Source organism: Aquamicrobium sp. NLF2-7 (assembly GCF_022359935.1).
GTDB lineage: Bacteria > Pseudomonadota > Alphaproteobacteria > Rhizobiales > Rhizobiaceae > Mesorhizobium > Mesorhizobium lusatiense.
The window spans coordinates 1283165-1296153 of the sequence record NZ_JAKSED010000001.1; the positions used below are offsets into that span (position 1 = coordinate 1283165).

Here is a 12989-nt window from a genome sequence, read left to right on the forward strand (position 1 = left end):
CGCATGAACAATTGGTCGCTTTCCTTCGAACCGCTGCTTTCATGGCCCCTTCTGGCGGCCGTGTTCATTCCTCTGGCCGTGCTGGCGCTTGCCGGCCTGTTCCTGCGCCAGCGCGGTGCGGTCATGCGCGCCATTGCGCTGGCTGCGCTCGCCGCCGCCCTGCTCAACCCGGTGCTGCTGGATGAGGAGCGCGAGCCCCTGCAAAGCGTCGTCGCACTCGTCGTCGACCGCAGCCAGAGCCAGTCCATCGGCGAGCGCGAGCAGCAGGCCGAGGGTGCCCTTGCCGGCATGAAGGAGCGCCTCGCCCGCTTCGGCCAGTTCGATGTGCGCGTCGTCGAGACGGGCCGCAGCGACACTGCTGCCGGCGATCGCACCGAAACGCGGCTTTTCTCGGCGTTGCAGAACGCGTTCCGCGACGTGCCCAACTCCCGCATCGCCGGCGCCGTGATGATCACCGACGGTCAGGTACATGATGTGCCCGCCATCGCGCCCGATTTCGACGCGCCTCTCCATGCCCTGATCACCGGCCATGAGGGCGAGAAGGATCGCCGCATCCGCTTCGAGAAGGCACCGCGCTTCGGCCTCGTCGGCAAGCCGCTCGACATGACCTACCGGGTCCTCGCCACCGACGGGAACCAGGGAACGGTCGATGTGAACATCGCCATCAATGGCAGGCAGGCAGGCGTCACACAGGCGCAGGTCGGCCGTGAAATGCCCCTGCAGATCATCGTTCCCAATGCCGGCCGCAACATCGTCGAGCTGTCCATCCCCGTGGAGGAAGGCGAACTCACCGACACCAACAACCGCACCATTGCGCTGGTGGACGGCATCCGCGAGAACCTGCGCGTGCTGCTGGTATCGGGCGAACCTCATGCGGGCGAGCGCACCTGGCGCAACCTCTTGAAGTCGGACGCGTCGGTGGATCTCGTCCACTTCACCATTCTGCGCCCGCCGGAAAAGCAGGATGCGACGCCGATCCACGAATTGTCGCTGATCGCGTTTCCGACGCGCGAGCTGTTCGTCGAGAAGATCAACGAGTTCGATCTCATCATCTTCGACCGCTACCAGCACCGCGACGTGCTGCCGATCCTCTATTACGACTACATCGCCGAATATGTCGAAAACGGCGGCGCCCTGCTGATCGCGGCCGGGCCCGAATATGCCGGTTACAGCACCATCGCCAACACGCCGCTGATGTCCGCCCTGCCCGCCATGCCGACCGGGGACGTCATCGACAAGGCTTTCTATCCGCGCCTGACCGAGCTCGGCCAGCGCCATCCGGTGACGCGCGGGCTCGACGGCTCGGCCAGCGAGCCGCCGCGCTGGGGCCGCTGGTTCCGCACCGTGCGCATCGAAAACCCGCAGGGCGAGGTGGTCATGAAGGGGGCGGAAGAGCAGCCCCTGCTCCTGCTCGACCACAAGGGCGAAGGCCGCGTCGGCATGCTTTTGTCCGATCAGGGCTGGCTGTGGGCGCGCGGCTACGAGGGCGGCGGTCCGCATGTCCAGCTTTACCGGCGCCTTGCCCACTGGCTGATGAAGGAGCCCGAGCTCGAGGAGGAAAGGCTGACGGCCGATGGCCGCGGCATGGTGCTGGACATCCGCCGCCAGACGATGAGCGAGGATCCCGGCCCCGTGCAGGTGACGACCCCATCGGGCAAGACGGTCGATGTGCGGCTTTCCCAGTCCGAACCAGGCATTTTCACCGGCAGCCTCGAGACCGACGAGATCGGCCTCTATCAGGTCGCCAATGGCGATCTCTCCACTCTTGCCCATGTCGGGCCGGTGAATTCGCCGGAATTTACCGATGTGCTCTCAACGCCTGACAAGCTGAAACCGGTGGCCGAAGCGGTCGGCGGCAGCGTGCGCCGTCTGGCGGGCTCCGATCCGGCGGGCGTCGACCTGCCTTCGGTGGTGCCCGTGCGCCCTTCAGCACAGGCGTTCGGCAATGACTGGATCGGCCTGCGCAACACGGAAGACAGCGTGCTGAAATCCGTGAGCAGCGTACCCCTGTTCGGCGGTTTCCTCGGCCTCGGCCTGCTTCTGCTGGCGCTTGGCGGCATGTGGTATCGCGAAGGGCGCTGATCCCGAACGGGCGAAGTGACAAGCGCTTTCGTGGCGCTGGAGAAGCAGGCCGCGTCTGTGCGACGTCAGACGATACCGTCTGACTGCAAAATGCTTTACCGCCTGAGAACCGCCGTCAGCACATCGCGGATGCCGATCGAACCCACGAAGCGCGACTGGTCGTCGAACAGGGCGACCGGGGCCGTCTGCGAACGCTGCATGGCCAGCATCACCGTCTTCAGCGGCGTTCCGGGTGTCGCCCAGAACACCTGCGAGCAATCTTCCGGCAGCTTTTCCACATCTTCGCAGGACACCCAGTCCGCCGGCTGGCCGTTGCGTTCGGCGGCAACGACAAGATCGTTGGCATCAAGCCTGAAGCGCGTCGTGGCACGGCGGTCGAGCCACACCCATCCGTCGGCGTCGTGATCCAGCTCGTGCTTCATGCGCATGACGTTCCACGCCGTCAGCACCGACAGCGGATTCACGTTCGCGATGAAGTCGCGCACATAGTCGTTCTGCGGTTTCAGCACGATATCCTCGGGCGTGCCTGTCTGGATGATGTGGCCACCCTCCATGATGGTGATGGTGGTGCCGATCTTCAGCGCCTCTTCCAGATCGTGCGAGACGAAGATGATCGTCTTCTTCAGCTCGCTCTGGAGCTGGAGCAATTCATCCTGCAACTTGGTGCGGATGAGCGGATCGAGGGCCGAGAACGGCTCGTCCATCAGCAGGATCGGCGCTTCAGTGGCGAAAGCGCGCGCAAGCCCGACCCGCTGCTGCATTCCGCCTGAAAGCTCGTGCGCATATTTGCCGGCCCATTGCTGGAGGCCGACCAGCTTGAGCTGGCGAGCAACGCGCTCGCGACGCTCCGCTTCCGGCACCCCGGCAAGCTCAAGCCCGAAGCCGACATTCTCCTCCACCGTGCGCCATGGAAGCAGGCCGAACTGCTGGAACACCATCGCGACCTTTTTCTGGCGCAGATGGCGCAGCGTCGCGTCGTTGCAGTTGACGACATCGATCATGTCGTTGCCGTCCCGCACCAGAACCTCGCCGCGGCTGACGACGTTGAGGCGGTTGACGGCCCGCAGCAGCGTGGATTTGCCGGAGCCCGAAAGGCCCATCAGTACGGATATGTCGCCTTCGCTGACCGCGAGGCTGGCGCCCGCGCAGCCAATCACCGCCCCGGTGCTGGCCAGCACCTCGTCCCGCGTCGCTCCCTTATCGATCATGTCGAGGGCGCGCGCGGTGTCCTTGCCGAACACGATGTCGACATTGCGGAATTCGACGGCGACCGTCATCGTGCGGCTCCTGCCCTGACGCGGCTCATCCGGTCTAGGATGATGGCCACGATGACGATGGCGAGGCCGGCTTCAAGCCCGAGCGGAATGTTGACCGAGTTCAGCGCCCGCACCACAGGCTTGCCGAGCCCGTTGGCGCCGATCAGTGCCGCGATCACCACCATCGACAACGACAGCATGATGCATTGGGTAAGGCCGGCCATGATGGTGGGAAGCGCCGCCGGAAGCTCCACCTTCCACAGAAGCTGGCGCTTCGTGGCGCCGAAGGCCTCGCCCGCCTCGATCATCGGCCGGGGCACGGAGGTGATGCCGAGATGGGTGAGGCGGATGGGAGCGGGACATGCAAAGATCACCGTCACGATCATCCCCGGCGCAATGCCGAGGCCGAACAGGATGAGCACCGGAATGAGATAGACGAATGTCGGCATCGTCTGCATCAGGTCGAGGATCGGCTGGAGGATGCGATAGCCGCGTTCGTTATGCGCGGCCCAGATGCCGATCGGCACGCCGATGGCCATGGAGGCGGCAGTCGCGCTGACCACCAGCACCAGCGTCTCGACCGTATCCTTCCAAAGCCCCTGATTGATGATGAAGCCGAAGCCCAGCGCCACGGCGAGCGCCAGTTTCCAGGAGCGTTGCAGCCACCAGGCTAGTGCCGCGATCAAGAGCACCACGACCACCGGCGGGAACCACAGGAGCATGCCGATGAGGCTCTGGAGAACCCACGTCACCCCGTCGGCGATCGCATCGAACAGCCACTCGAAATTGGTGGTCAGGAAGGTGAAGAACGACCTTCCCCACTGTCCGACCGGGATCTTGAAGCTGGCGATAAACGCCGAGACAGGATCCATTCTGTTCCCCGCTCCTCGTTTTTTTGTTGCGTCAACGGTGGCCGGCCGTTGCAGCCGCCACCGCTTGCGTCAATTCCGTTATCAGCGGATCGTCAAAGGCCGAGTGCCGATTTCACGGCCGCATTTGCATCACCACCGTCGAAGGCAGTCACGCCCTGCAGCCACGGCGTGATGGCATCGGGATTGGCTTTCAGCCAGGCCGTGGCGGCTGCCTTCGGCTCGGCGTTGTCGTTCAGGATCGCGCCCATGATCTCGTTCTCCATCGGCAGGGAGAAGACGAGGTTCTTCAGCAACGCCCCCATGTTCGGGCATTCGGTGGTGTAGCCGGCGCGCACATTGGTGAGCACCGTGGCACCACCGTAATTGGGGCCGAACACGTCGTCGCCGCCCTCAAGATACTTCATGTCGATGTTCGCGTTCATGGGATGCGGTTCCCAGCCGAGGAACACGATATCCTGCTTCGAGCCCACGGCCTTCTGCACGGCGGCCAGCATGCCGGCCTCGGAGCTTTCCACCAGCTCGAAACCCGCGGTATCGAACTTGTTCGCGGAAATCATGTCGAGCACGACGCGGTTGCCGTCGTTGCCGGCCTCGATGCCGTAAATCTTGTTGCCGAGCTTGTCCTTGAACTTCACGATATCCTGAAAGCTCTTCAGCCCCGCTTCATAGGTGTAGGCCGGCACGGCCAGCGTGTACTTCGCCCCTTCCAGATTGGTCACCACGGTGTCGACCGTGCCGTTTTCCTGATAAGGCTTGATGTCGGCTTCCATCGTCGGCATCCAGTTGCCGAGGAAGACGTCGATGTCCTTTGCGCTGAGCGAGGCATAAGTCACCGGCACCGAAAGCACCTGCACGTCAGGCTGATAGCCGAGCGCCTCCAGAATCACCGAAGCCGTTGCGGTGGTCGCGGTGATGTCGGTCCAGCCGACATCGGCGAAACGAACGGCCTTGCAACTGGCCGGCTCGGCCGCGAAGGCTGCGCCGCCTGCCGCTGCCGTGAAGACGAGCGACATGGCTATTGTTTTGAAGCTGGGCATCTTTTTCTCCCATTCTGGCTCTTTGGCGGTGCCGGAGGCCCGCGGGGTTATGAGTTGTTTTAAGCCAAACATTATTCTCATTTCCTTTCAACCGGCGACACGATCTCTCAGGCGCCGCGGACTTGCCGATCCACGACATATCGCGCGCGGCGTTGGAAACGATGGCCATTTGCAGGCACTTTCCACACAACCGATAATAAACCGGCGAAAAAGTACACAATTCCGGATTTTATCCTATATAGAGACAATTCGCCGGGATTTTCCGCTGCCTCCGAGCCAGCTGGACCGTTTCGTATCCCATCCGTTTTCACATCAACAGAAAGAAGGAAGTTCATTGCAGGTACTTGTCCGTGATAACAATGTCGATCAGGCTCTGCGGGTCCTGAAGAAGAAATTGCAGCGCGAAGGCATCTTTCGCGAAATGAAGGCGCGCCGCGCCTATGAGAAGCCTTCCGAGCGCCGCGGCCGTGAAAAGGCTGAAGCCGTCCGCCGGACGCGCAAGGCAGCTCGCAAGCTTGCCATTCGTGAGGGACTGATTGCCGGGCCGGTGAAGAAGCCGCGCATGCCGGCTCGTCCGGCACGGCCGGCGGCACCCGCCGCTTCCTGAGCTTAGGACATGTCGCCCGAAAACGGGAACCGGTTTCGGAACAACGACATGCGTAAAACAAGAACCTGAGGCGTAAGGAGCTATCCTGAAAGATAGCGACATGCTTTGGTCCTGTTCGTTTTTCGCCCGCCTTGCGCATGCCGCAGGCGGGCGTTTTCGTTTCCGCAGCACCCGATACGCGCGCCAATGCTGCGTTTTTCCGTTGACGCATATCGCTTGCGCCTTTCCATGAAGCTGGGGCCTGCCTATATTCGCCGCTCGCAGAATGCGAACCTGTCCCGAACCGTGGAGAACCCGATGGCGACGCTGCAGAATTTCGACGCCGAAATTGCGAAGACCAAGCAGGCCGTCGAGGACATGCGCTCGCGCATCGAGCAGTCCGGTTCCGTGCTGGAAACTTTGGCCAAGGCCGACAAGACCATCGGCGACGCCAATTTCGACATCGAGAACGCCCGCATTCAGGACGTTCTGAATCAGCAGAAGGTGATGGAAGCGAACATTGCCGATCTCATCATCGGGCTGGAGGACGCCACCAACGTCTTCGGCACCGAGTTCGAGAGCATGAAGAACTATTCGGCATGGGAAAAGTTCATCGGCATCTTCTCGCGTCAGCGCCAGCAGCGGCTTCGTTCCGAGCGTGTGCGCAACATGTCGCTCGCCGGCAACCTTCAGGAACTGCTGACAAAGTCCGACACCATCGTCGGCATCCTCAAGGCGCAGAAGGACGTGCTCGACCAGCGCTACAAGACCTCTGAGGCGAGCCTTTCCACGGTGATCGAGCGCCGCAAGGCGACCATCGAGAACCTCACCGCCACGCAAAAGCGCATCGAGGAACTGAACCCGCTGCTGCTCGACATCGAAAACCGCATCGCCGCGTCCACCAGCCAGAGCGAACGCACGGAGCTGGAAGGCGAACGCTCGAAGCTGGCCACCGAATACAATGAGAGGCAGGCGAAGGAGCAGGAACTGCTGGCCGAGAGCCAGACGCTGGAACGCTATACGTCCATGTTCCAGACCTTCGTGGATTCGCTCAACAACCAGATCGCCGCGCAATCGACGCTCATCAACAAGCTGACCATCGATACCGAGCAGCGCATCGTGCTCTACAAGGCGCTGGAGGATTCGCTGAAGACCGCCGCCCAGCAGGACGTCGCCCACAAGATCAACACGCTGGGCTCGCGTGTCGACACCACGGCGGAAGAGACAATGGCCGGCATCGGTGCGGCCGCGCAGAAGCACATCGGCGACCTGCTCGAACTGCACGAGAAGAACATGGTGGCGACAGGCGACATCCAGCGCCGCAAGAAGCTGGCCGACGACGCCTTCGCGCGCCGCTTCGACGACGTGCTGCGCAAGCACAATGCCGCGGACTATGTGAAGGCATAGGCCGGGGTGAAGGCATAGAACAGAGCCTTACATGAACGCCGAATCCGATGCCGCAGAGCGCTATTTCTCCTCCATTGCGGCGGCGCTGAACGGGCTGGAAGTGTTCCTGCGCGACGACCGCTCGCCGCTCTACCGCCACGACATCGTCGCTTCCATCGTTGCCGAATATATTTCGCGGCTGGAAAAATCCTTTTCCTGCTGGCGCAACCGGCTGGACTTTCAGGACAGCTTCCGCATCTCGCGCGCCGAAAGCGGTTTCCCGGTCTTCCAGAACGTGCTGGAGCTGGAAAACGACCGCAAGCAGGCCGAGGCGCGCCTCGCCACCATCCCGCAGGCCGATGAGCTGCGGCGGGAAATGGCCGATTTCATCCTGCGCAACAAGGAATTTCCCGCAGCGCTTCAGCGCTCCATGGCCGAGCGCCTCTATCTCGAAGGCGTCGGGGATGAGGAAACCTTCGGCCCCTTCTCGCTCGCCCAGACCGTCAAGGTTTCGGTCAACCCGAAATCGGGCCTGCCTTACTATCTCGTCCACTGGGCCAGCTTCGACGGCACCGCCAACCTGCCGCTGGTTTATATGGCGACGGTGGAGGATTCGTCCGAAACCATCGTGCGCCAGCTCGTCGACAACGACCGCAAGCTGAACACGAAGGTGGAAATCCCCCTGCCCGTCGACGGCCTGCTCAACCCGGAACTGGCGCACAGGTTCGACGACTTCACCGGGCGCAATTCGGCCTATTCGCTGTCGCCGATCACCATCGCCAGCAATCTCGACAAGGATTTCGAGACGCTGCACCCCAAGCAGTTGCGGCGCGTGGTGCTGGGGCCGTTCTATTCGGCCGGCATCACCGAGAACAACTCGGTCGTCAACGAGGTGCTGGAGCGGGTACGCAAGCCGGAAAACGCCTGGCTGCTGACGTGGACCGTGCAGGAAGTGTTTTCCAGGGGCGAGAAGCCCGGCCGTCGCGGGCTGTTCTCCAGCTCCAAGACGACGCAGGAATTCCACATCGACACCGACGATCTCGAAGCCACGCGGCAGGGCGTATCGGCTTACGAAAACCATGCGCTGGTGCCGCACGAGGCCTATCAGGCCCTCTATGCAGCCGGCGAGACACAGAAGATTTTCGCGGGCTACAAGGTCCATATCCTGTCCAACGGACAGGTGATCAGCGATGTCTGAAATCAGCCAAGCGGAGGCTCCATGGACACCGGCCTGACCACCATTCCCGAAGCTTCGATAGAGAAGCACCGTGCCACGGCGCAGAGCTTCATCACGCGCATCGTCGTGCTGGAGGACCCTTCCCGCGAGGCTGGCACGGCGCTGGCCGGCACCAATCGCCGCTTCGTCTCCACCGTTTCAACGGGCTCGGTGCGCCGCACGCGCGAGGTAGAACTGACAAAGACCGTCGGCGCGGTCCATCCCGACGATCAGTTGCTGTCCATTCCCCAGCACACCCTGCTCTACCGCGCCCGGCGCGGCATTGCCGTGGCGCTGGCCATTGCCGAAGTGTTTGCGCAAGGCACCGACCTCGAAGCTCTGCAAGCGCAGAATGCCCGCTCGCCCCTGCAGGGCGACGAAGCCGCGCGCTTCAGGAAGCTTTTGTCCTCCTCCGCCTATATCGCCGCTTTCGGCTTCGCCGCCTATCTCTACCAGCTGATCGACAGCGACGGCGAGGCACCGAACGACATCGCCGAACCCGACTTCCTGTTCGATACCCCGCAGGATGCGGTAAAGTCGATCGTTTCCGGTCTCGACAGGGCGCTCGCAGGCGCGAAGGACGATGCCGACCTGATGACCCGTGCCCGCTCTTTCGCGCGCGCGGCCATCGACGGCCTGCTGCAGCGCAAGACCCGGCTGGACGGTGCCCTCGGGCCTTTCGAGAACAGCCATATCCGCATCGACGCCGACGACTTCACCCTCGACGGCTTCGACGTGGCGCCCGGCAAGCGCAGCAAGCCGCTGGTCATGAGCTTTAAAAAGCCGGAGGAAGTGGTCGGCAACCACATCGCCAAATACCAGTCGGTCAAGCTCGCGAAGATGCTGATGGCCTATGACTTCGATCGCGAACTCAATCCTTTCGTCGAACTCGGCGGCTTCCTGTTCACCTTCATCGGCGACGGCGCGCCCGGCACCGGCAAGACGACCCTGATCCAGATGATCGCCGGCCTCGTCAACGATTATTGCCAGATCGCCGGCTACCCCTTCGTCTACGAGAATTTCGGCGTCGACCAGATCTCGTCCTATCAGGGCAAGTCGGGCCAGAACTGCCGCCAGTTCATCACCAACGTGCTCAACCCGCGCGCCATCGGCTTCGGCACCATCGACGACATCGACCAGGTGGCGGCAAAGCGCTCCGACGACCGCGCCTCGGCCGGCCAGCAGGAAATCACCGGCGTGCTGATGGACGCCTTCGCCGGCGCGGCGACGATCGTGCGCGGCAATTGCGCCTTCGGCATGTTTTCCAACTATCCCGAGAATGTCGACGACGCGCTGCGCCAGCGGGCCGGTGCGCGCTGGCTGGTGGACGGGCCGCAGACGCGTGAGGACTACATTGACATCTTCGTGCTACTCGCTGGAAAGAATCATAAAATCCCGCTTGGCGATCACCAGCTTTACGCCGCGCAGGAAATCCAGCGCGCGGTTTCGGAAGCCTATGAGAGCCATGCCCGGCCACAGGAAGACGGGCTTGCGCGGGTCTATGAGCGCTATGTGAAGGAGAACGGCGAACCGAAGACGCTGGCCGACATCGGCGCCTATCTGCACCGCATCAAGGAGGCGGAGCCCCGCTTCACCGGCCGTGCCATCAAGAACGTCACCGACGCCATCAAGATGCGCGCCATGGACATCGAACTGCCGGATGAATGGTTCGAAAAGCCCGAAACCTTCATGCACAAATCCTACGACGACAAGAAGGCCATGATCGAGGAACTGCGCGGGCCGTTCTCGATGGACATGGTGATGCAGGAGATCAACCGCTACGCCGATTCCGAATTCCGCTATGCCGACAAGTCCGACGATGCCGCGGTGGAGAAACTCCTGCGCGATGCCCGCCTGCGCGAACGCGCCGCCCGCGAAATGGAGGAACTGAAGAAGCAGGGGCTGTGGAATGCCTGAGGCTCATCCTTCACATCTTTGGAAGGCGGCTGCCTGATGCCGTCCCGGTTTCCCCTGCTGCGCGACAGTGCCCTCATTTACGGCCGCCTCCTCACGGTGGACGAACCGCATCTGATCGAGCGCTACAACAAGGCGCTCAAGGCGTTCGGCCTGTCGCCCACCGACCTGCAGGCCTTCGAGATCGACCGCACCGGCTTCTCGCCGCAGGTCGCGGAGGAACTGGGCGACCTGTCCTATCTCGATCCCAACGGCGTCAACCGGCGCTTCATCATCCTCACCCCGGCGCAGATCGACCTGCCGGTGGTTCACACAGCCTTTTCAAACACATCGCAACTGATGTTCGAGTTCATGACCCGCAACCAGCGAGCCATCAACGCGCTGACCATCAAGGATGTGATCTATGGGGAGATCGACGATTCGGTTTCGACCGTCGAGGACATCGAGGATCTGCTGTCGATCAGCCAGGTCGAATTCCGGGTGCTGTCGGCAGAAGACGTTCTCGGCAAGGCGGCCGAACTCGGCACGCTTGTCGACCGCCTGAAGCAGGAGCCCGATGCGTGGCGCGACGACGCCATGCTGCAACGGATGGTGGAGCTGGCGCGCATCTGCGGCGACATCCGTGAGAACGCGCTGGTTCCCGATCAGGTGATCTTTCGCCACAACGCCTACTGGACCAGCCATTTCGGCGGGCTTTATGTTTTCATCGATTCCGATGTGACCACTGTCATCTGCGATCCGTCAGCGCCCGGTTTCCGGCGCTCGCGCCCATGGCAGGTCAGCTATATCTCGATCTTCGACGCAGATCGCGTGTTCCGCTTTCTTGCCGAAACCGGACGCCTCGAACTGCCGCGCGCTTCATGGATAGAGGCTTCCGGCTATCTCGAACATCGCGCCGAAATGGTGGTGCGCAGCCTGATCCGCGATGCGGAACCGGAGCGGAACCTGTCCGAAGTCGACAAGATCTGGCTTCAGACATGGATCCACAACAATGCTGCACGCATCAACAGCGACGGAAATTTTCCGTTCCTGAATGCCGCCAAGCGTGAAATCCGCCAGCTTGGCCAGCTGCGCATCGACGAGGTGCCTCCCCGGCAGCGCTTCCTTGTGGTTCGGGCCCGGCCAGACCATCCCGATGCGTGGCTGACGAACAGGCTGATTTCAGACTTCGTGCCGCAGGATTTCGTCTCGCGCTACGTCTTCAACAAGCAGGGCTTTTACACCGAGTATGAGACCTACAGCCAGAACTGGCGGGCTCATGTTGTGGATGTCCTGAAAACCGCATATCTGAAGGACAAGCGGGCATTTCGTGCCCGCCTCTACGGTCTGACTGACTGAACCGCAGCGGGGTAGAATGCCATGCTTGATCCGATCGTGAACTTCATCACCCGGATATTTCATTGGATCGGACGTGGCGTCGGCTTCGTGATCGGCATCATCCTGTGGCCGTTCATGTGGCTCGGGCGCTGGTATCTGCAACGCGGCCTGATCCTGAAGGCCGTTGTCGGCGGCGTGCTTGCCGTCATCGTGGCCATGTATGGCTATTTCTTCTACGTCACCCAGTTCTGGACCAATTTCGATCCGGACTATCCGGCAGCTCTCGTCGATGCCCGAGGCACCGCCGGAGCCGGCGATCCGGTTACGCCGGCCGCGATTTCGGCAACTGTCGGTGGCGAGCCGCAACCGACCTGCAAGCCATCGGCGATTGCCCTCACCTCGGCCGATCTGATCGACTTCAACGTCAACCAGAACCCCTGGATTTCCTCCATGGTTCTGTCCAAGATCGGCCTGTTCGGCATCGAATGGAAAAACACGCCGTTCTTTGACAACAAGGCGGCCTTCCAGCTCGGCATCAATCAGGTGATGCGCCGCACCACCACCGAGCTGGTCGACACGCTTGGCCGCGTGCGCGGCACCTCGCAGATCGACCAGAATCTGCAGAATGCCCGCACGAACCTCGCATGGAGCGAAACCGCCTGGTACATCGGCTGGCGTGGTCCGACCCGCCCGACCCCCAGCCTCTATCGCGAGGCCATCACCAATCTGCGCGATTTCAACACCAGCCTTCAAAAATGCCAGTCGACCTTCGATGCCCGCGCCGACAATCTGATGCAGTTCCTCGACCGCATCGCCGGCGACATCGGCTCGACCTCGGACATTTTGCGCCAGCGCATCGAAGCATCGGATGCCGGCTGGTTTGATGTGCGCGCCGATGACCGCTTCTGGTTCGCCTATGGCCAGCTTTATGCGTATTACGGCGTTCTGGTTGCGGCCCGCTCAGACTTTGCATCGGTCATTGCCGAGCGCAATCTCACCACGCTGTGGACCCGCATGGAGGGCCAGTTGCGCGCTTCGCTCAACGTTCAGCCATGGATCATCTCCAACGGCAACGAGTCCAGCGCCTTCTTCCCCTCTCATCTGGCGACGATGGGCTTCAACCTGTTGCAGGTGCGTTCCAACATCGTGGAACTTCGCTCCATTCTGGATCGCTAGAGCCTCGGACCGAAAAGTGGAATCTGGTTTTCGGTTATTCCGGTGATCCAGGACAGATGCGGCAGGCGATCCCTGTCGCTTTCTCATCATCTTGCGCCTGTTTTGGAATGGCACCGGCCATTCCCCGCAGGTTTTATCGCTGTTCCG

Annotated in this window: 10 protein-coding genes; 7 read left to right on the plus strand and 3 right to left on the minus strand. The window is 62.0% G+C overall.

What is annotated here, in order from left to right; all coding sequences use genetic code 11:
• The first annotated feature begins 3 nt into the window (after positions 1 to 3).
• Positions 4 to 2082 carry a hypothetical protein gene (locus MIC97_RS06275; RefSeq protein ID WP_239799315.1) on the plus strand — a complete coding sequence of 693 codons (2079 nt, stop codon included), beginning with the start codon at positions 4 to 6 and terminating at the stop codon, positions 2080 to 2082.
• 95 nt (positions 2083 to 2177) lie between these two features.
• On the opposite strand, the gene choV is transcribed toward MIC97_RS06275, so the two are convergent.
• From choV to MIC97_RS06290, 3 genes are all read right to left on the minus strand, one after another.
• Positions 2178 to 3359: a choline ABC transporter ATP-binding protein gene (choV, locus tag MIC97_RS06280; RefSeq protein WP_239799316.1), complete on the minus strand. Its 1182-nt coding sequence runs from the start codon at positions 3357 to 3359 to the stop codon at positions 2178 to 2180.
• The gene (choW, locus tag MIC97_RS06285) at positions 3356 to 4210 is read right to left on the minus strand and encodes a choline ABC transporter permease subunit (protein ID WP_239799317.1); all 855 of its coding nucleotides are present in this window, start codon (positions 4208 to 4210) and stop codon (positions 3356 to 3358) included. Before choW ends, choV begins: the two co-directional genes overlap by 4 nt.
• Positions 4211 to 4302: 92 nt before the next feature.
• Entirely contained in the window at positions 4303 to 5247 is a 945-nt protein-coding gene (locus tag MIC97_RS06290; RefSeq protein ID WP_239799318.1) for a choline ABC transporter substrate-binding protein, read from the minus strand.
• A gap of 334 nt (positions 5248 to 5581) precedes the next feature.
• Between MIC97_RS06290 and rpsU the strand changes: the two genes are divergently transcribed.
• The 6 genes from rpsU (at position 5582) to MIC97_RS06320 (ending at position 12842) form a co-directional block, all read left to right on the plus strand.
• Positions 5582 to 5854, plus strand: a complete 273-nt coding sequence (gene rpsU, locus MIC97_RS06295; protein ID WP_183832648.1) for a 30S ribosomal protein S21 — start codon at positions 5582 to 5584, stop codon at positions 5852 to 5854.
• 297 nt (positions 5855 to 6151) lie between these two features.
• A complete protein-coding gene (locus MIC97_RS06300; RefSeq protein ID WP_239801049.1) occupies positions 6152 to 7240 on the plus strand; it encodes a hypothetical protein in 1089 nt (362 codons plus the stop codon).
• A gap of 31 nt (positions 7241 to 7271) precedes the next feature.
• Complete coding sequence (locus MIC97_RS06305) at positions 7272 to 8417, plus strand: hypothetical protein (RefSeq protein ID WP_239799319.1); 1146 nt, start codon at positions 7272 to 7274, stop codon at positions 8415 to 8417.
• A gap of 21 nt (positions 8418 to 8438) precedes the next feature.
• Entirely contained in the window at positions 8439 to 10352 is a 1914-nt protein-coding gene (locus tag MIC97_RS06310; RefSeq protein WP_239799320.1) for an ATP-binding protein, read from the plus strand.
• 36 nt (positions 10353 to 10388) lie between these two features.
• On the plus strand, positions 10389 to 11687 hold the full coding sequence (locus MIC97_RS06315) for a DUF6638 family protein (RefSeq protein WP_239799321.1): 1299 nt from the start codon (positions 10389 to 10391) through the stop codon (positions 11685 to 11687).
• Between the two features lie 21 nt (positions 11688 to 11708).
• Positions 11709 to 12842 carry a DUF2333 family protein gene (locus MIC97_RS06320; protein WP_239799322.1) on the plus strand — a complete coding sequence of 378 codons (1134 nt, stop codon included), beginning with the start codon at positions 11709 to 11711 and terminating at the stop codon, positions 12840 to 12842.
• Positions 12843 to 12989: the final 147 nt, after the last annotated feature.